At 66.1% G+C, this 18,229-nt stretch carries 15 protein-coding genes; 8 read left to right on the top strand and 7 right to left on the bottom strand.

Annotation, left to right across the window (positions count from 1 at the left end; all coding sequences use genetic code 11):
- Positions 1–6 precede the first annotated feature (6 nt).
- The 5 genes from CFB39_RS29915 to CFB39_RS29895 all read left to right on the top strand — a co-directional run bounded on the left by CFB39_RS29915 (position 7) and on the right by CFB39_RS29895 (position 5,872).
- Positions 7–2,004 carry an acetyl/propionyl/methylcrotonyl-CoA carboxylase subunit alpha gene (locus CFB39_RS29915; protein WP_089475539.1) on the top strand — a complete coding sequence of 666 codons (1,998 nt, stop codon included), beginning with the start codon at positions 7–9 and terminating at the stop codon, positions 2,002–2,004.
- Positions 2,005–2,527: 523 nt separating this feature from the next.
- Positions 2,528–2,959: an STM2901 family protein gene (locus tag CFB39_RS29910; protein WP_089475538.1), complete on the top strand. Its 432-nt coding sequence runs from the start codon at positions 2,528–2,530 to the stop codon at positions 2,957–2,959.
- Entirely contained in the window at positions 2,959–3,297 is a 339-nt protein-coding gene (locus CFB39_RS29905; RefSeq protein WP_089433189.1) for a DUF1493 family protein, read from the top strand. The genes CFB39_RS29910 and CFB39_RS29905 overlap by 1 nt, the downstream gene beginning before the upstream one ends.
- Positions 3,298–3,511: 214 nt before the next feature.
- Positions 3,512–3,715, top strand: a complete 204-nt coding sequence (locus CFB39_RS29900) for a hypothetical protein (RefSeq protein ID WP_089475537.1) — start codon at positions 3,512–3,514, stop codon at positions 3,713–3,715.
- A gap of 42 nt (positions 3,716–3,757) precedes the next feature.
- Entirely contained in the window at positions 3,758–5,872 is a 2,115-nt protein-coding gene (locus tag CFB39_RS29895; protein WP_089475536.1) for a phosphocholine-specific phospholipase C, read from the top strand.
- Between the two features lie 104 nt (positions 5,873–5,976).
- Here CFB39_RS29895 and CFB39_RS29890 read toward each other — a convergent pair whose 3' ends face one another.
- Positions 5,977–7,299 (bottom strand): galactosyl transferase GMA12/MNN10 domain protein, encoded by a 1,323-nt coding sequence (locus tag CFB39_RS29890; protein WP_089475535.1) that lies wholly within the window; start codon positions 7,297–7,299, stop codon positions 5,977–5,979.
- A 445-nt stretch (positions 7,300–7,744) separates the two neighbouring features.
- Here CFB39_RS29890 and CFB39_RS29885 point away from each other — a divergent pair, with 445 nt between their 5' ends.
- The 3 genes from CFB39_RS29885 (at position 7,745) to CFB39_RS29875 (ending at position 10,978) form a co-directional block, all read left to right on the top strand.
- Positions 7,745–8,887 carry a DUF2827 domain-containing protein gene (locus CFB39_RS29885; protein WP_089475534.1) on the top strand — a complete coding sequence of 381 codons (1,143 nt, stop codon included), beginning with the start codon at positions 7,745–7,747 and terminating at the stop codon, positions 8,885–8,887.
- A 778-nt stretch (positions 8,888–9,665) separates the two neighbouring features.
- A complete protein-coding gene (locus CFB39_RS29880) occupies positions 9,666–10,469 on the top strand; it encodes an EAL domain-containing protein (protein WP_089475533.1) in 804 nt (267 codons plus the stop codon).
- Positions 10,470–10,561: 92 nt separating this feature from the next.
- Positions 10,562–10,978: a hypothetical protein gene (locus CFB39_RS29875; RefSeq protein WP_089475707.1), complete on the top strand. Its 417-nt coding sequence runs from the start codon at positions 10,562–10,564 to the stop codon at positions 10,976–10,978.
- Positions 10,979–11,071: 93 nt separating this feature from the next.
- Here CFB39_RS29875 and CFB39_RS29870 read toward each other — a convergent pair whose 3' ends face one another.
- The 6 genes from CFB39_RS29870 to CFB39_RS29845 all read right to left on the bottom strand — a co-directional run bounded on the left by CFB39_RS29870 (position 11,072) and on the right by CFB39_RS29845 (position 18,116).
- Positions 11,072–13,051, bottom strand: coding sequence for an FkbM family methyltransferase (locus CFB39_RS29870; protein ID WP_089475532.1), 1,980 nt, complete (start codon positions 13,049–13,051; stop codon positions 11,072–11,074).
- Between the two features lie 23 nt (positions 13,052–13,074).
- Positions 13,075–14,211: a DUF2827 family protein gene (locus CFB39_RS29865; RefSeq protein ID WP_089475531.1), complete on the bottom strand. Its 1,137-nt coding sequence runs from the start codon at positions 14,209–14,211 to the stop codon at positions 13,075–13,077.
- Positions 14,212–14,243: 32 nt separating this feature from the next.
- The gene (locus CFB39_RS29860; RefSeq protein WP_089475530.1) at positions 14,244–14,711 is read right to left on the bottom strand and encodes a DUF4019 domain-containing protein; all 468 of its coding nucleotides are present in this window, start codon (positions 14,709–14,711) and stop codon (positions 14,244–14,246) included.
- A gap of 25 nt (positions 14,712–14,736) precedes the next feature.
- Positions 14,737–15,891 (bottom strand): DUF2827 domain-containing protein, encoded by a 1,155-nt coding sequence (locus CFB39_RS29855; RefSeq protein WP_089475529.1) that lies wholly within the window; start codon positions 15,889–15,891, stop codon positions 14,737–14,739.
- Between the two features lie 14 nt (positions 15,892–15,905).
- A complete protein-coding gene (locus tag CFB39_RS29850) occupies positions 15,906–17,051 on the bottom strand; it encodes a DUF2827 domain-containing protein (RefSeq protein WP_089475528.1) in 1,146 nt (381 codons plus the stop codon).
- A gap of 402 nt (positions 17,052–17,453) precedes the next feature.
- On the bottom strand, positions 17,454–18,116 hold the full coding sequence (locus tag CFB39_RS29845) for an OmpA family protein (RefSeq protein WP_089475527.1): 663 nt from the start codon (positions 18,114–18,116) through the stop codon (positions 17,454–17,456).
- Between the last annotated feature and the right edge of the window lie 113 nt (positions 18,117–18,229).

Here is an 18,229-nt window from a genome sequence, read left to right as displayed (position 1 = left end):
GAAGCCATGTTCGACAAGATTCTGATCGCCAACCGCGGCGAAATCGCGTGCCGCGTCGCCGCGACGTGCAAACGTCTCGGGATCGCGAGCGTCGCCGTCTATTCCGACGCGGACGCGAACGCGAAACACGTGGCCGCATGCGACGAAGCCGTGCACATCGGCGGCTCGGCCGCCGCGGACAGCTACCTGCGCATCGAGCGCATCATCGAAGCCGCGCGCGCCACCGGCGCGCAGGCGATCCACCCCGGCTACGGCTTTCTGTCGGAGAACGAAGATTTCGCGCATGCGTGCGAAGCGGCCGGCATCGTCTTCATCGGGCCGCCGGTCGACGCGATCGCGGCGATGGGGTCGAAGGCGGCCGCGAAGGCGCTGATGCACGCGGCGGCCGTGCCGCTCGTGCCCGGCTATCACGGCGACGACCAGGACGCGTCCAACCTGCATCGCGAAGCCGACGCGATCGGCTATCCGGTGCTGCTGAAGGCCAGCGCGGGCGGCGGCGGCAAGGGAATGCGCGTGGTCGAGCGCTCCGACGATTTCCCGGCGGCGCTCGCGTCGTGCCAGCGTGAAGCCGCGAGCAGCTTCGGCAACGATCGCGTGCTGATCGAGAAGTACCTGACGCGCCCGCGCCACGTCGAGGTGCAGGTGTTCGGCGACACGCACGGCAACACCGTGTACCTGTTCGACCGCGACTGTTCGGTGCAGCGCCGTCACCAGAAGGTGCTCGAGGAAGCGCCGGCGCCCGGTTTGCACGACGACGTGCGCCAGGCGATGGGTGAGGCGGCCGTCGCGGCCGCGCGTGCGGTGAATTACGTCGGCGCGGGCACCGTCGAATTCATCATGACGGGCGAAGCGTTCTACTTCATGGAAATGAACACGCGCCTGCAGGTCGAGCATCCGGTCACCGAGATGGTCACGGGGCTCGATCTCGTCGAGTGGCAATTGCGCGTCGCCTCCGGCGAGCCGCTGCCGCTGAAGCAGGACGAACTGCGCGTGCAGGGTCATGCGCTCGAGGCGCGTCTCTATGCGGAAAACCCGGCGCGCGGCTTCCTGCCGTCGACGGGCACGCTGAAGCACCTGCGGCTGCCGGCCGGCGTGGAGTTCGCGATCGGTGCGTCGGTGCGCGTCGACAGCGGCGTGCGCGAAGGCGATGCGATCACGCCGTTCTACGATCCGATGATCGCGAAGCTGATCGTTCATGGCGCGGACCGTGCGGAAGCGCTGAGCCTGATGCTGCGCGCACTGCGTGCCTGTGAAGTGGTCGGCCTGCACACGAACGCCGCGTTCCTGCAGCGAATCGTTGCGTGCGCACCGTTCGCGACGGCCGATCTCGACACGGGCCTGATCGAGCGCAACCACGACGCGCTGTTCGCGCCGCAGGAGCCGCCGCGCGCGATGCTGGCGCTCGCGTGCGCGGCGCTGCTCGCACGCGAACGCGGCGCGACTGCGCGGGGTTCGTCGCCGTGGGGCGCGCTGCCGGACTGGCGGTTGAACGGCGGCTATCGCCGCACGCTCGAATGGCACGCGGCCGAGCGCGAAGCGGACGTGACGGTGACGTACGAGGACGACGGCGCGGGTACGCGCCTCGCGATCGGCGCCGCCGCCGCGCAACCGTTCGCGTGGACGCGTGGCGCCACGCCGCTCGATTTCGACGTGACGCTCGGCGGCGTGCGCAGCAGCGGCCGCGTGTATGCGGACGGCGACCACTTCCACGTGTTCACGCAGGGCACGGCGGAGACGTTCGAATGGCGCAACCTGCTCGCGCATGCGGGTGACGCGGAGCAGGGCGGTGGCCGCCTGACCGCGCCGATGCCGGGCAAGGTGATCGCGGTGCTGGTCGAGCCCGGCCAGAAGGTCGAAGCCGGCACGCCGCTGATCGTGATGGAGGCGATGAAGATGGAGCACACGATCGGCGCGCCGAGCGCGGGCGTGGTCGCGGAAGTGCTGTACGGCGTCGGCGACCAGGTGTCGGATGGCGCGCAGTTGCTGATGATGGCGGAAGGCTGAGCGTTGCATATGCGTGAGAGCCGTTTCCGGCTCTCACGCACGGACCACGTGCCCCGTATTATCCGATCGTCTCCGACACCATCCGGCTGCGAATACCTGATGTCCTGCATCAGGACGACATCGCATTTCTGTGTTGTGATCGTCGCTGTCGTCGCGCGTAGACAAAAAAGAATAATTTGCGTGTCGCAGCTTCAGGATTCTTGAATAATCCCGGGATTCTCGTCGGCGACCGGCCGCTCGACGTGCGCTGTCGCGCTGCCTTGCACCGGTTTGTCCGTTGCAACAGTTGTTCAAAGATCGAAACCGGCCCCGTCCGGACTTCCTCGCCAAAACGAACTGACTGCTTCCTCTTGTGGAGAAAGGCCGCGCGCGATCGCGACTGCTTTCCGGTGTGTCCAGAAAAACAGGCTCGATTGGAGAAACAGTCCCGCGTTCCTGCCGGTGCGCGACATGGTTGCGTTAGCGTAATCGCCGGGATGTGCGGCCCGGTGTCCTGCGCAATGTAGCCGAGAGAAAGACTGAGATGGCGAACAAGTATAAATACGGAATTCACATCGACCTTACTCCGCCAGAACTTTTCTGCCTGATTGTTATCGACGTGGCCTGTGATGAATTGGGTATCGACGATGCTGTCGGGATCGCAATGATTTTATTAGGTCAAAGGTTCATGCCGACCAGAGGGAAATTCGGCGGAGCAGTCAAGGGAACCTCGATCGCGTCCAGGGTATCGAGAAAGGTGTTGCCCTATGAACTCAAGTACAAAATTCTGCCAACGGTAACGTCATTCAAGAGTCTCCTGCTGCTCAAGATCAAATTTACCCGGGAGCTCGGCGCCTTTGTCGGGCGGGCTGTACCGGTGGTCGGTTGGATCATTACCGCTATCGATATATCAGTCATCATGTACCGCTCTACAGTCACGTACAATGGCTTGGTCAAGCAGGAGGATCGCTTTTAATGGACGGTCGTCTGATAGAGCTGGTGCGGGATGAGGCCGATTCGCCACTATGGGGCGAGCTCGAGATTACCGAGGACACGGATCTTTGCATCGACCTTGAAATTTCCGACAGGGCCATGTTGAGATTGATGCGGAGATTTTCGGAAACGTTTGGTGTCGATATTTCCGATTTCGACGTTGATTATTATTACCCTTCCCGGAAACTGGGGCTGGGCCGATTCTTGCTGACGGTATTCAGGTCGCCATTCAGCGCCGACGCCAGGGACAAAATACTGGAGCGTCCGCTCACGATCAAGATGATGGAGACCGCGATTGAAACCGGCCGGTGGACGATGTAACCGCTCGAAAAAACGCTTGGCTAACGAAGATATTTCGATAACCTTGCGATTGTCATCCTCCCTTCCGTATCCCCGCATGGCGCGCGCTGCGCGCACGTCGATCCTCCCGCCACTCGACACCATCGTGTAACACGTCGAAATTAGCATCTCGCCGTCGATATGACCGGAGCGTATCCGCGCCTGGGTCACGTCATCACATCCACGGAGAGACGTTATGCGAAACTCGGCCCTACGGCCCGTCGCGGTCGCTGGCCTGATCGCGCTGACCGCACTCCTCGGCGCCTGCAACGACGACGTGACCGCACCCGCCGCACCCGTCGCGCAGCAGAAGGCCGCCTGTGGCGGCGGCGTGGTCGCCACCGCGCAGATGCACTGCCCGCCCGGTTTCACCGCGCCTGCCTCCTCGCCCGCTTCCTGATCCCGGCCGTTTCCACCAGAAATCCAATCAAGAGCAACCAGCATGGCCACCCATTCGCGACGCGACTTTCTGAAGTTCTCCGCCGGCCTCGCCGGTGCGACCGCCGCCACCGCACTGCTGCCCGAATCGATCCGCAAGGCGCTCGCGATCGAGCCGAACACCGTGACGGGCACGATCCAGGATGTCCAGCACATCGTCGTGTTCATGCAGGAAAACCGTTCGTTCGACCACTACCTCGGTCACCTGAGCGGCGTGCGCGGCTACAACGACCGCTTCCCGGTCACGCTGCCGAACGGCAAGCCGGTGTGGTTCCAGCCGCGTCAGGAAGACACGTCGAGCGTGATCGCGCCGTTCCGCTACGACACGACCAACCCGGGCGTCAACGCGCAGTGCATCGGCGGCCTGCCGCATACGTGGGCGACGACGCACGGCGCGATCGACAACGGTCGCGCGGACCAGTGGGCGGTGCAGAAGTCGAACATGACGATGGGCTATCACGTCCGCGACGACATCCCGTTCCATTACGCGCTCGCGGATGCGTTCACCGTGTGCGACAACTACTTCTGCTCGATCCCCGGCAACACGCACCCGAACCGCATGTACCTGATGACGGGCATGGTCGACCCGCTCGGCACGGGCGGCGGCCCGCTGCTCGACAACACCGATTACATCGACAACCAGTTCGACAAGATCAAGCTGCCGCCTTTCAACTGGACGACCTACCCGGAACGGCTCGAAAAGGCCGGCATCTCGTGGCAGATCTATCAGCAGGGCACCGGGTTCGACAACTTCACCGGCAACTACGGCACGAACATGCTCGCGTGCTTCAACAACTTCGTGAATGCGCCGGCCGGTTCGTCGCTGCAGACGCGCGGGATGAGCACGCGGCCGATCACGCAGCTGAAGGCCGACGTACAGGCGAACGCGCTGCCGCAGGTGTCGTGGCTGCTGCCGCCCGCCGCGTATTCGGAACATCCGAAGTTCACGCCGCTCTACGGCGCGTACTACCTGTCGACGATTCTCGATGCGCTGACGTCCAATCCGGACGTGTGGAGCAAGACCGTCCTGCTCATCATGTACGACGAGAACGACGGCTTCTTCGATCACGTCGTGCCGCCGTCGGCACCGACGCTGCCGGGCTCCGGGATGAGCACCGTGGACGTTTCGCTCGAGCGGCACAACGTCGTGACCTCGACCCAAACCGGCACGTACACGGCCGACAACCTGCCGTATGGCCTCGGGCCGCGCGTGCCGATGTTCGTGGTCTCGCCGTGGTCGAAGGGCGGCTTCGTCTGCTCGCAGGTCTTCGATCACACGTCGGTGCTGCAATTCATCGAGAAGCGCTTCGGCGTGATGGAAACGAATATCTCGCCGTGGCGCCGCGCGATCTGCGGCGACCTGACGTCGGCGCTCGACTTCTCGAAATCGGATGCCACGCTGCCGACCCTGCCGAGCACGCAGGCGTATGTCGCGCAGGCGGACCTGCAGTGCTCGCGCGCGTCGTCGCAGACCGCGCCGGCCAGCACCGTGCAACAGGTCGTGACCGCGCAGGAACCCGGCACGCGGCCGGCGCGCGCGCTGCCGTACGAATTGCATGTGACCGGCCAGCTCCAGGCGCAGGGCTACGCGCTGACGTTCGCGAATACCGGCACGCAAGGCGCGCACTTCTGGGTCTATACGGGTGACGCGACCGCGATGCCGCGCCGCTATACGGTCGAAGCGGGCAAGCAGCTGACCGATACGTGGGCGCTCGACGCGAACGGCAACTACCTGGTGAGCGTGTGGGGGCCGAACGGCTATTTCCGGCGCTTCGCGGGTTCGGCCGCGGCGGATGCCGGCGCGAAGCCTGAAATCACGCCGTGCTACGACACGGCCAATGGCGACGTGTACGTGACGATCGCCAACGCGGGTACCGGCGCGCTCACGGTCACGGTGACCGATGTCGCGTACGGTAGCGCCGCGCGCACGCTGACGGTGCCGGCGGGGCAGCGCATCGAGGCGCGCTGGGATCTGTCGTGCAGCAGCCACTGGTACGACCTGCAGTTCGCGGTGGCGGGGAATGCCGGCTGGACGCGACGCATTGCGGGGCACGTGGAAACCGGCAAGCCCAGCCTTACCGATCCGGCCGCCGTCGCGCCGACGGTGACGGCGATCTGACCGCGGCCCGTGCGTGCCGGCGGCTCGCCGGCACGCGATGAGCGCCGTCGCTCGGGGGATTGATTGTAGTCATCCAGCGGTTTTTGCCGCTTCGAACACCGGTATCAGCCCAGCACCCCGTCGTCGTGCGCCATCATCAGCGCACGCATCGCGGACCACATCCCGTAGTAGTGGACGATGTAGCTGTCCGCGCGGCGAAACAGCCAGGGCGTGTTGAAGCTGACGAGATCGGCCACGCCTTCGCCGTCCAATTGCCCGTCGCGCTCCATCGCGCGAATGAAATGCAGCTGGTCGCCGTCGCTCGCATAGACGCTCGACCGGTCGTGCAGCGCGGCGATCGTCGTCATCATGTCGCGCAGCATCGCGTCGTTGCGCTCGGTGTGCCGGAACGCCATCACGCCCGAGTTGAACGCCCACTGGCCGAGATCGTGCGCGAGCAGCCAGTCGCGCCCTTCGAGCAGCGGCGCCAGCGCTTTCTGCTGGTCCGCGATCAGCACGTCGGCATCGAGCCACACGACCCATTCGTGATGCTGCAGGTACGCATGCAGCAGCCACGGCTTGAACCAGTTGCCGGTCGCGTTCAGGCCGATCTCGGCCGGAATGTCGCGATGCACGTAGAGCGTGTAGCCGTGCGTGTCGCAGTAACGCCGGAAATTCCGTTCGGCGACGCGCGCATAGCTGCCGATGTTCGGCGTGTAGAGCGTCATCAACGCAATCGGGCGGCCCGGGTTGTAGGTGCTGCGCTCGGCGGCTTCGTCCGGCGTGTTGGCGGCGTCATGATCGAACGAGAACATCGGCCGGCGGGCGGCCCGGCATCGATTGACGTACGCGACGAGCGTGTCGCGGAAACGGGGCGTCGTGCCTTTCCGTTCGGGATCGTCCGGCGTGTCGTCGATGCTGATCGCGAACGTCGGTTCGCGGCTCCACATCGGATCGAGGTCGGGGCTGCTCGGCATGACCGGATACAGCCCGTCGATCGGGGTCATGTAGTGATGCGTGTCGAGCGCCGCGAACAGCGCGGCCTCCGAGGTCAGCCGCGGTTCGCTGCCGAGCTTGCAGCGTTGCACCAGCTGCATCACGATCGCCCGCGCGGCCGCCGTATTGCGCCAGATCTGCACGTCGACCTGCGGCAACGGGGGCGCGAACGCGTCGACGAGCAGCATGTCGCGGCCGTGCATCAGGCGATCGAGCGCGACGGGCTCGATGATTGCCGCATCTTCGCTGAGCAGCAGCACGAGTTCGTCGGGCTGCGCGCCGCGCAGCACATGGAGCAGTGATTCGTAGCGATGGAGCGGCCGCAGCGGCAGCGCCTGCGGCATCGCGGAGGCGTCGACGATTACGTGGCGATAGCCGTGCGCCTGCGCGTACTGCCGGTGATTCTCGAGGCTGGCGGGCGCGTCGTGACTGAAATGGCTGAGGACGATCATCGCGCGCTCCGGAGGCCGCGAAGCGGATCACGGCGGGCGCCGGGCGCGGGACGTGTCGGCACGGCATCGCGGCCGGGCACGCGTACCGGCGCATGCCGCCCCTGTTCATGATGGATTGCCCGGAAGACTTGCGCGGCGTCGCGTTCCATTCTGTCAGCCATTTTTTCCGCAGCGTGGCTGCGAGGTCGTTGTCTGCCCGCGCCGGATGCCGATACCGTCCGATCATCCCCCGGCATCCCGGTAGCGCGGCGGGTCGCCGGAGTATCGCACAACCGTCTCGCCGATTGGCATGCGCCGGCGGTGCGCTGACCATCCCTGACAGTATGCGGCCGGCGCTCCGCTAGAATGCCCGCTTGCCGCCGGCGAGCGCCGCTTGACGCGGGCGGCGCATCGCGCGCTACACTGCGTCCATTCCATCCCCATCCAACCTTCCATCCTGCCGACGATGACGTCTCCTGTCCTGAACGGCCTGCGCATCGGTATCACGATCGGACTGCGTGCCCCCGACGAAAGCCTGTGGATCAACGGCATCAAGCAGAACGCGCTGTTTCTCGCGAAGCTGCTGATGGCGTCGCCGCACGGCTACCGCGTGACGCTGGTCAACACCACCGATGTGCCGCTCACCGATGCGCTGCAGTGGGATCGCCACGTATTCGACACGCGCACGTTCGACGACATGAAGGATTCGCTCGACGTGGTGATCGAGCTCGGCGGCCAGGTCAACGGGGAGCAGACGGCCTACCTGAAGGCGCGCGGCGCGAAGCTCGTCAGCTACTGCTGCGGCGTCGAGTACATCAACGTGATGGAGTCGATGCTGTTCGGCCGCCGGCTGTGGGATTCGCTGTTCATCAACCGCGGCTACGACGAGGTGTGGGCGATTCCGCAGATCGCGCCCTCGTCGCTGCCGTTCCTGCAGTCGCTGCGCCGCTGCCCGGGGCGCGTCGTGCCGTTCGTGTGGGATCCGATGTTCCTGAGTGCGCGCGCCGCGCCGCTGCCCGAGCACGGTGAATACCGGCCGCGCAGCGAGCCCGGCAAGCGGCTGACGGTGATGGAGCCGAACCACGACGTGGTGAAGTTCTGCGTGTATCCGATGCTGATCATCGACGAAGCGTATCGGCGCGACCCCGACGCGATCTGCTTCACGCACGTGACGAATGCCCTCCATCTCGCACACGACAGCCCCGAGTTCGTGATGCTGATGAACTACCTGGACATCGTGCGCGCGGGCAAGGCGAGCTTCGTCGGGCGCTTCGATACGCCGCTGTTCCTGGCCGACCTGACCGATATCGTCGTGTCGCACCAATGGTCGAACCCGCTCAACTATTTCTATTTCGACGTGTGCTGGCAGGGCTATCCGCTCGTGCACAACGCGAGCCTCGCGCCCGATCTCGGCTACTACTATCCGGACAACGACGTGCAGCAGGGCGCCGATGCGCTGCTGCGCGCGCTGCATACGCACGATGACGACTGGGAAGCGTACACGCGGCGCCAGCGCGAGATCCTCGGCCGCTATACGTCGGCCAATCCGGCACTCGTCGCCGAATATGATGCGCTGCTGGCGAACCTGATCGGCGCCTCGGCCGCATAAGGCCCGATGTTTCGCGCGACGCACACCGTCGCGCCCAATCCCGCCATCGGGATTGTCCCGCCCTAATGTCTGACGAAATAATGCCGTTAAAAAAGAAACCGCCGAACCCGATCGGTTCGACGGTTTTGAAGGCACGAATTTGACGGCTCCGAGGGAAGTCCGTCGGAAATCATTTTAGAGGTTAACAAGTATTTAAGATTGTTAAAAATGGTTCAATCGATAATCATCATATGAATTAAATTGATATTATCGATTAAAGGCTGTTTGATTCATGTTTGAAAATTTAATAATTCGTTTGAAACAATAAAATTGAATGCTGTGATGATCGAATGACGTGCGGTAGCCGATTTTCGACGTAGGTGCCGGCTTTTGCTAGAGGCTCGACAGTGGGCGATGACACGATGCTTCACGGGGCGGTATTTATCTGATCAATTCAGGGTTTCCTGATTTCGAGATCCGTAAATGACAGGGGAATTGAATCGGGCCGGGTTGTTTAGGCGGGGGAAATAAACAGTATCCGAATCGGGGTTCCGTAATTTGCGTTAGTGTGACCTGTCGCACATTCGGTATCGTGCGCGCATGGTGTATTTCCAGTAACTGAATATCGTTGAAAAATATCGAATTTGACGGCGCGCCGAAGCGAACAGTACGCTCCCGGAAAAGATCGACATAACAGGATGGGCCGGGTAGGCGGCGGAGCGCGTCATGGGTCGGCTTGCTCCGCATGTTTGTTGAGGTCGAGCCGCGATCGGCGGCTCGCCATTTGCCGGAGCGCCGGATGAATGCGGTCGAAGCTCGCCTGGAGGCGAATCGGGAAGCGAATCGTGACGAAATCGATCTCGTGTTCGGCGCCCCCGACGATCATCCCGACCTTGCGTCGGTACGCAGTTTCGTGGAAAGCCGGCTCGGGTTCGCGCAAGAGCCCGTGTGCCGGGCGGACCTGTCGGGTGGTGTGCTGTACCAGGAATGCCTGGCGCGATTGCGGTGGGGCGAGCGCGATACGCTGCCGCCGGTCGCGTTCCTGCCGCGCCTCGAGGCGCTCGGGCTGATGCGGTGGTTCGACCGGCTCGTGGTCGGCCGGACGATCGATGCGTTGCGTGCCGATCCGGCTGCCGTTTACGGCTGCAACGTGGCGGCGGCGAGCGCGGTGGTCGACGACGCGTGGCTGGCCCTCTTCAGGCGGCTCGAGCGCGAGCCGTCGGTCGCGGCGCGGCTGGTGGTCGAGATCACGGAGACGGGGCCGCTGAACCCCGTCGCGGGGCGATCGTTCGTGAACCGCTTCCGGCAGGCCGGGTGCCGCATCGCGATCGACGATTTCGGGGTCGGCTTCAGCGCATTGAACAACCTGGTGGTCGGCAATCCCGACATCGTGAAGCTCGACCGGTCGATCCTGTCGATGATCAAGCGCAACGCGATCGGGCGTTACCAGCTCCGCCGGCTGATCGCGTTCGCGCATGAAGGGGCACGACACGTCGTCGTCGAAGGCGTGGAGAGCGAGGTCGACCGGCAGATCATCCTGGATGCCGGCGTCGCGTGGGCGCAGGGCATCCGTTTTTCGTGGCGGTCGCCGGCCGCCGCGTGACGGCGCGGGAACAGGCGAGGTGGCGTGCACGATGCACGCCGATGTCGGGCGTGATCGGCGCGTGGCCGGGACGAATCGCAAAGGGGCTGAGCATGGCAGGGACGAAGGCCGGAGGCGGAACGGGCACGCAGGCGGCCGGTGCGCGCGACCTCGTCGCGATCACCGAGCTGGCCGACATGCTGTGGCAACTGGGCGCCGAATCGACCGAGGTGCCGATCGACGTCGCACCGTATCTCGACGGCCTGAAAGCCATTGCACGCCGCATTCAGCGGATGACGCAGCTCGACGCCGGCGGCCGCGAGCTGGCGGCGCGGCACTATTACGCGGCCGTCATCGCGGGCGCGTGCGGCGACGATTCGGCCATCGCGCGTGGCGTGTCCGACAGCCTCGTCAAGCCATCCGGCGGCGCCAGCCGGCCGGTGGCGCATTGCTTCGCGGTGCTCGCGCGGATGGGGCGGCGGCATGGCCGTACGTTCGCCGCGCAGAGCGGCGATCGGGTGCTGGTCTAGCGTCTGTTCACGCCAGTCACGGGCCACAGCGCGAGACGCGCGGCCCGCGTCGACATCGTCCGCGCGCCGCGGCCCCGATCAACATCCTGTCGATCAATCCTTCCCGAATCCGCCGAGCACGAACGCCATCGCGCGGTCGACCGCGTCGTCCCATTGCCCGACGCGCGCGGCGCGCACGATCCGGATGCCGGGATAGAGCGCGGTGCGCGAGCCGGTTTCCCAGCGCGCGTCGGCTTTCGGGCTGAGCAGCAGCACGGCCGGCACGCCGAGCGCGCCGGCGAGGTGGATGTGCGCGGTGCAGGTGGTCACCACGGCATCCAGCGCCAGCATCAGCCCCGCCAGGTCGCTGAAGTCGCCGATCGCGTGATGCGGGAACGTCACCGGCAGGTCCGATTGCTCGGACTGCGCGGACAGGTCGCGGTTGATGCAGTACGCGGCGTGGCCGTGCATCCGCGTCAGCGGCGCGAAGTCGCGCAGGCTGGCCGCGCGATGGAAGCGCACGTCGCTTTCGTCGCGTCCGCGCCAGTTGAGCCCGATGCGGCGCGTGCCGGCGGGATGGCCGTCGCGCGACACGCGCTCGCGCCACGTGGCGGCGCGCTCGGGCGGGCACGACAGGTAGGCGGCCGCCGAGCCTGCGGGCGCCGGCGCATAGCCGAACTGCGCGGCGAGCATCAGGCACGAACACCAGTAGTCGTGCGCGAGTGGCGACGTGTCGACCCATGCGCCCTGTGTGCCGATGAATTCGATGTGCGGGAACGTGTGACGCAGCAGGCCCGTCAGCGCGTCCGGCACGACGACGGTCACGCTCGTGCAGCCGAGTGCGCCGAGCGCAGGCAGGTAGCGCGCGTACTGGAGCTGGTCGCCGACGCCGCCGTAGCTGAGCACGAGCAGCCGTTTGCCGTGCAGCGGCTGGCCCTGGTAGAGCCGCTCCGTCGCCAGCCCGAACTGGGCGGCCGTCAGCACGTTTTCGCTGGCGATGGTGGCGAGGGCGGCCTCGTCGCGCCGGCCGGCGCGCAGCAGCAGCGCCGAACGCGCGAGTTCGATGCGCCCGCGCGTTGCGTCGGGCAGGGCGGCAGGATCGCCGAAGCGTTCGAGCGCCGCGAGCCCGGCTTCGGGCGCGCCGGCGAAGCCGTAGCACGACGCGAGCTGCAGCGCGATCGCATCGTCGTCGAGCCCGCGGCCGCGCGCACGCTGCCAGCGGTCGATGGCATGGCCCCATTCGCCGCGCGACTCGTGGTCGAGTGCGAGATTCCAGTTCGTTTCGGGCGCATCGGCGTCGGCGGCTGCGGCTGTCGCTGCCGGGAGCGCCGTATCGTTGTCCGCCTCCGCCGTGACGGCAAGCGGTTCGCCCGAGATGATCAGCTTCTGCCGGTCCCAGCGCGGGTTCGGCACACACAGCATGTTCAGGCCGTCGATCCGGTAGAACGTGTAGTCGAGGCCGGCGAACGTGGCGATGATCGGCGCCTCGCCGACTTTCCAGTATTCGATCCAGCACCACGGCAGATGCGTCTCGATCAGCCGGCGCGCGCCGCGCAGCGCGTCGATCTCCATCCCTTCGATGTCGAGCTTCAGGAAATCCAGCCGAGGCAGCCCCAGCGAGTCGAGCCGCACGACCGGGGTCGGCGTGCCGCCGTCAGCCTGCCCGCCGACGAGCGAGACCTGGCCGAAGTCGGCCTCCTGTCCGTAGTCGACGTCGGGCACCTTCATCGTCCCGTTGGCGCTGGCGAGCCCCATGTTCAGCAGATGGACGTTGTCGAGCTGGTTGAGCGCGACCGTGCCGCCGAGCGCATGGAACAGCGTGCGCTGCGGCTCGAACGCATACACGCGGCCGCCGCGCGCACGCAGCCGGTGCGCGATCGGCACGCACACGAGCCCCGCATTTGCGCCGCCGTCCACCGCGATCGCATCGTCCGGCAACTGGTCGATCACGTGCAGGATCGTGTCGAGCTCGCCCTGGATGTGCGGCCGGCCGGTCTTGATCAGCGCTTCGGCCTGAAACGCGCAGTGCCGGTTGATGACGAACGGGCCGTGGATCGAATCGATCACGACGAAATTGCGGACGGTCTGATTCATGGGCGGGGCGTGTGCGAAGGAGGTCAGCCGAGTGCGCGGCCGTCGAACAGCTGCCGGATCTGCGCGGAATATGCGTGGACGTTGTGCTCGGCGAGCGTGTCGACCTGATGCAGGCAGCGGCGGGCCGCGGCCGCGTAGTCGTCGAGCCGAGCGTCGTGCGTCTGCGCGGCGGTCGCGATCGCACGCGCCGCATCGAAGATCTCGAAGTCGGGGTAGTAGTAGCCGACGTCGCGCAGGAACGGCGAGTTGTGCACGAGCGGGTAGTTGCCGTACAGCGCGTCGTACAGCAGGTAGTTGAGGCCGTTTTCCCAGTGATGGGACACGACGATGTCGGTGTGATGCGCGGCCCAGGCGACGAACGGCGCGCGCACGTCGGCGGTCGCCTTGCCGTCGCGCACCATCTCGAGCCCGAGCGCGAGATGCTTGAAGGCGACGTTTTCCTTCTTGTCGAACGTGTTGGTCATGAACACGTGCTCGACGAGCGCCGGATGCTCGACGTAGCACGCGTTCGCGGCGAGCATCGGCACGATCGAGCTCTTCACGACGTTCAGGTTCGGTTCGAAGAACGCGATGCGCTTCGCGGTGCCGTGGTTGCGATAGCCGAAGCGCGCCTTCAGTTCAGGATCGGCGTCGAGGCTGCGCTCGATGAAATACGGCGACCAGATGTGCGGCAGCTCGATCACCGGCGCGCGATAGACGGCCCGGAAATACGCCGCGCACGTGTGCATGTGCTGCGGGTTGGTCCAGATCTCGTCGAACTGCACGCGGTTCGGGTTCGGCCGCCACTGATTCTTCTCGAAGTTGATCGTCTCGACCGCGATCACGTAGTCGTTGCCGAAGCGGTACGACACGCACTTGCCGCCGCGCCGGCGTACGGCATCCGTGTGGGTCTGGTCGATGAACGCATTCATCTCGATCAGCAGGTCGGTCTGGTGGACGACGGCCGACAGCGGCCGCAGCGCGTCGCCGAACGCGTCCATCATCAGCGCTTGCGGATAGTCGGTGATGCCGTCGTCGTGCGCGAGCCAGACCTCGCCGATCAGCGGCGACTGCTTCAGCAGCATGTACAGGAACACGCAGTGCTGGTTCGCGCCGTTGTACCAGATCGACTGCGTCGCGTCGCGCTGCACGTTCATCGTTATCGCGACATTGAGTTTCATCGGATCGGCTCCGTGGGTGCGCGGCGCGCGGGTTATTGCGCGAAATTCTGCGACTGGCGCGGCACGTAGCCCGTCAGGTGCCAGCGGCCGTCATCTTCGAGGCGGAAGCTCAGCTTCTCGTAGACCGTCGCGCCGCTCGTCAGCGTGGTCGTGTAGTCGACGTTCGCGTAAAGCCCGTCGGGCGTCGTCGCCGCGTTCGTGTAGCGGATGCGCGTGACCTGCGCCCAGCCGCGACGGCTGACCGTGCCGACCGACTGGCGTGCATGCTGCATGTCGGCCGCGAACTGGTCCTGCTTGATGCGCGCCTTCACGAACGGGGCCGCGTCGGCCCATACCGCGCCGTACTGGCCGGCATCGAGCTGCTTGAACACCGCATCCGAGTCGTGGAGCAGCGCGTCGGCCGATTCGCCGGCGGATTGCGCGTGCGCGCCGAGCGCGAGCGAAGCGACGGCGCAGCCGATCAGCCATTTGGCGCGGGTGAGGGACGGGCGTGCGTTCATGTCGGAGTCCGGAAAGGGCGGCGCGTCACGCGTCGCGATAGAGGGTGGCGATCGCGTCCGTGTAGGCGGCGACGTTCTCGGGGTTGTAGATGCTGACGGAACTGAGCACGTGCCGCGACTGCTCGCGGTACGCCTCGAGGTTCGCGTCGTGCTCGGTGAACGCCTTCAGCAGTGCGCGGCCGCCGGCCTGGCAGTCGAAGTCCGGATAGAAATACCCGGCCTTGCCGAGGAACGGCGAGTTGTGGATCAGCGGGTAGTCGCCGTACAGCAGCTCGTAGTACAGGTAGTTCTGCGCGTTTTCCCACGTGTGCGACACCACCGCATCGCCGTACGCGGCCATGAACTCGTACACCGCATAGCGGCTTTCGAACGTCGTGATCCCGTGGTTCACGATGTCGAGGCTCTTCGCGAAGTGGACGAACGTCGCGTGTTCCTTCAGGTGCAGCGTGTTGCACACGCGCACGAACTCGAGGAAATCAGGCTTGGCCCGATACGCTTCCTCGGCCACCAGCATCGGGATGACGCTCGTCTTCACCATGCAGATGTTCGGCTCGAACATCGTCACGCGCCAGCGCGGCTTGCCGGGCGCATAGCCGAACGACAGCCCGGCGCCGAGCGTCGCGCGCGCCTTGTCGAACAGCATCGGGTGCCAGATGTGCGGGACGATCGTGACGGGCGCGCGCAGGCCCGTCTGGTAATAGTGCAGGCACGAGCGCTCGAACTCGGGGATCGTCCACACGGCGTCGTACGGCGCGCCCGAGAACAGGAAACCCGACGGCTTGTTGAACATCGCGCGTTCGATGTCGATCACGTAGTCGTTGCCGACCCGCATCGTGACGACCTTGCCGCCGCGCTCGCGGAACGCGCGCAGGTAGTCCGCGCCGAACTGCGCGCTCATTTCGATCAGGACGTCGCAGCGCTGCAGCGCTTCGTCCATCGACAGCAGCGGCACGTCCCATTCACCGAGCATCATCTGCGGATCGGCGACCTGTTCGCCGCCGTTCACCATCACGGCTTCCGCGACGAGCGGCGACTGGCGCAGCAGCAGGATCAGCAGCAGGCAGTTCTGGAAGATGCCGTTTTCCCACAGCGACTGGCCGGCGCCGCGCACGAACAGCGACACGCCGACGACGAGACGCTTGCCCTCGCCGGGCGCTTGACGGGCATTGGAGTCCGACATGCGTATGCTCCGGTTCAGGCGACCAGACGCGAGACGAACGCGTCGAGGTTCGCGGGGTTGTCGATCGAGACCGACTGCAGCAGCCGGCCGGCCTTCGCGCGGTAGTCGTCGAGGCGTTCGTCGTGATGCAGCCAGGCCTCGAGCAGTGCTCGGCCGCCCGCGGCGGAATCGAAGTCGGGGTAGTAGTAGCCGGCGTCGCCGATCAGCGTCGAGTTGTGGATCAGCGGGTAGCCGCCGTACAGCACGTCGTAATACAGGTAGTTCTGCCCGTTTTCCCAGTGGTGCGACACGACCGCGTCCGCATGGCGCGCCATGAAGCCCGGCAGGTCGAGGCGCGGCTCGAAGGTCGCCTTGTGCTGGCGCACGAGGTCGAGGCTGTTCGCGAAGTGCACGAAGGTCGGATGCTCCTTCATGTGCAACGAATTCACGACGAACATGTGCTGTACCGCGTCCGGGCGCGCGCGGTAGAACTCGTCGCACGCGAGCATCGGGTAGTGGCAGGACTTGGCGACCGAGATGTTCGGTTCGAGCATCGCCAGGTGCCACGGGCGGCGGCCTGGCCGATAGCCGAACGTCGCGCCTTCCGCGGCGAGCGCGGCGATGCGGCGATCGAGGAAGTACGGCGACCAGATGTGCGGCATCAGGTGGACCGGCGCGCGCAGGATGGTCTGCAGCATTGGCGCGGCGGTCTTGTCGTATTGCGGCAGCAGCCACACTTCGTCGAACGGCGCACCGTTGAAGATGTGCCCCGACGGTTTGCCGAAGATCGGGGTTTCGCACAGGCCGGCATACACGTGCCCGCAGAAGAACGCGGCGATTTTCTTGCCGAGCGCCTTCATGTGCCTGAGCCATTCCACCGGCAGCTGCGCGCCCATTTCGATCACGACGTCGAGTTCGTGCGTGACGTCGGCGGGCTTCACGAGCGGGATGTCGAGGCCGTCGAGTTCGAGGCCGGCCGGCAGCGCGTTGGCGTCGCCGCCGTTCAGGAAGTAGACGGGGCCGACACGATCCGAGCGCTTGAGCATCATCGCGAGGAACGCGATGTTCTGGTGTATGCCGTTTTCCCAGATCGCCTGGCCGTCGCGCGCAAACAGCGAGATGCCGACCGCCGGCCGTTGCTTGCGGGTGCCGCCCGAGGCGGCTTCATTGATGTCCGTCACCGGTTGGTTTCCTCTGCGGCGTCGTGCGTCCGGGCATCGCGTCGAGCGTCTGGCCTGGAAGCGGCGCGCCGTGGATCGTCATGGTTGCATGTGCGCCGGTGCGCCGCGGCGGGCGAATCGGGCGACCGGGTTCGCGAGGGCGGCAGCCGGTTTCCGGCGTGTCGTCGGGTACGCCTGGCACGGCGTGCGAGTCGGGCAGGCTGCCCCGGCGACTGTCTGCGGCGATTGTGGCACGGAAACCACCGGTTTTGGCGGGACGTGACGAACTTTGACATAGCCGCCGGCCAACGGAAACGGGCGCCGGCGAAGCGGCGCCCGGGCGGTCCGGCGGCGGTCGGGTGCGAGCCCGGCGCGGCGCTGGCGGCCGGCCGGATCGGGGCGCCGCGCGCGGCGGCGGCCCGCTCAGTGCTGCAGGCGGATTTCGACGCGGCGGTTGCTGGCGCGGCCTTCCGGCGTCGCGTTGGACGCGACCGGATCGGCCTTGCCGCGACCCGTGACCGTCAGCGAGTCGGTCTTCAGGCCGTGCGCCTTCAGGTACGCCGCGACGGATTCGGCGCGACGCTTCGACAGCGCGAGGTTGTAGTCGTCGCTGCCCACCGAATCCGTAAAGCCGGTGACGCTCACCTGCGAGTACGTGTGGTCGGCGCGCTCGCTCAGCAACCGGTCGAGCGATTCGCGCGCGGTCGGGGCGAGCGTCGCGTGGTCGGTCGCGAACAGCGCGTCGCCCGACAGGTTCACCTGTTCGACGACGGCAGCCGCCGGCGCGGCGGCCGACGCCGCTTCGGCCGGCGCCGCGCCGCACTGGAACACGAGCGTCGCGGGATCGGATTTGTCGCGCAGCGCGCGGGCCGAGTCGACGGCGCGCACCGGCTCTTCGCCGCAAATCTTGCGGGCGGCCTTCATGCAGGTCTGCGGGCCCGACAGCAGGCCGTGGCAGTCCACCTGGAAGGTCCGCACGCCGTCGCGCGGCTGCAGTTCGGAAGCGCTGAAGGTCGGGCCGGATGCGGTCGAGCACGCGGCGAGGGCCGTTGCGGAAAGTGCGAGCGCAAGAGCGAGTTTGTTCACGGTTACATCCTCAATGCTTGGGTTGACTGAAGCCCGCCACGGGTGGCGCGGCGGGCTCGTCCGGCCGTCGGGGCCGCCGCGGGCCGTCCGGCTGGCGAGCCGGGCGGCCTGGC

Origin of the sequence: Burkholderia sp. AU6039, assembly GCF_002223365.1 — a bacterium.
GTDB lineage: Bacteria > Pseudomonadota > Gammaproteobacteria > Burkholderiales > Burkholderiaceae > Burkholderia.
Note: the sequence above shows the minus strand (reverse complement) of the source record. Positions and strands in the feature narration are given on the sequence as shown.

Excerpts from the sequence above, each read along its gene's own strand:
- CFB39_RS29915 (WP_089475539.1), top strand. The coding sequence starts at position 7 with ATGTTCGACAAGATTCTGATCGCCAACCGCGGCGAAATCGCGTGCCGC.
- CFB39_RS29910 (WP_089475538.1), top strand. The coding sequence starts at position 2,528 with ATGGCGAACAAGTATAAATACGGAATTCACATCGACCTTACTCCGCCA.
- CFB39_RS29905 (WP_089433189.1), top strand. The coding sequence starts at position 2,959 with ATGGACGGTCGTCTGATAGAGCTGGTGCGGGATGAGGCCGATTCGCCA.
- CFB39_RS29900 (WP_089475537.1), top strand. The coding sequence starts at position 3,512 with ATGCGAAACTCGGCCCTACGGCCCGTCGCGGTCGCTGGCCTGATCGCG.
- CFB39_RS29895 (WP_089475536.1), top strand. The coding sequence starts at position 3,758 with ATGGCCACCCATTCGCGACGCGACTTTCTGAAGTTCTCCGCCGGCCTC.
- CFB39_RS29890 (WP_089475535.1), bottom strand. The coding sequence starts at position 7,299 with ATGATCGTCCTCAGCCATTTCAGTCACGACGCGCCCGCCAGCCTCGAG.
- CFB39_RS29885 (WP_089475534.1), top strand. The coding sequence starts at position 7,745 with ATGACGTCTCCTGTCCTGAACGGCCTGCGCATCGGTATCACGATCGGA.
- CFB39_RS29880 (WP_089475533.1), top strand. The coding sequence starts at position 9,666 with ATGAATGCGGTCGAAGCTCGCCTGGAGGCGAATCGGGAAGCGAATCGT.
- CFB39_RS29875 (WP_089475707.1), top strand. The coding sequence starts at position 10,562 with ATGGCAGGGACGAAGGCCGGAGGCGGAACGGGCACGCAGGCGGCCGGT.
- CFB39_RS29870 (WP_089475532.1), bottom strand. The coding sequence starts at position 13,051 with ATGAATCAGACCGTCCGCAATTTCGTCGTGATCGATTCGATCCACGGC.
- CFB39_RS29865 (WP_089475531.1), bottom strand. The coding sequence starts at position 14,211 with ATGAAACTCAATGTCGCGATAACGATGAACGTGCAGCGCGACGCGACG.
- CFB39_RS29860 (WP_089475530.1), bottom strand. The coding sequence starts at position 14,711 with ATGAACGCACGCCCGTCCCTCACCCGCGCCAAATGGCTGATCGGCTGC.
- CFB39_RS29855 (WP_089475529.1), bottom strand. The coding sequence starts at position 15,891 with ATGTCGGACTCCAATGCCCGTCAAGCGCCCGGCGAGGGCAAGCGTCTC.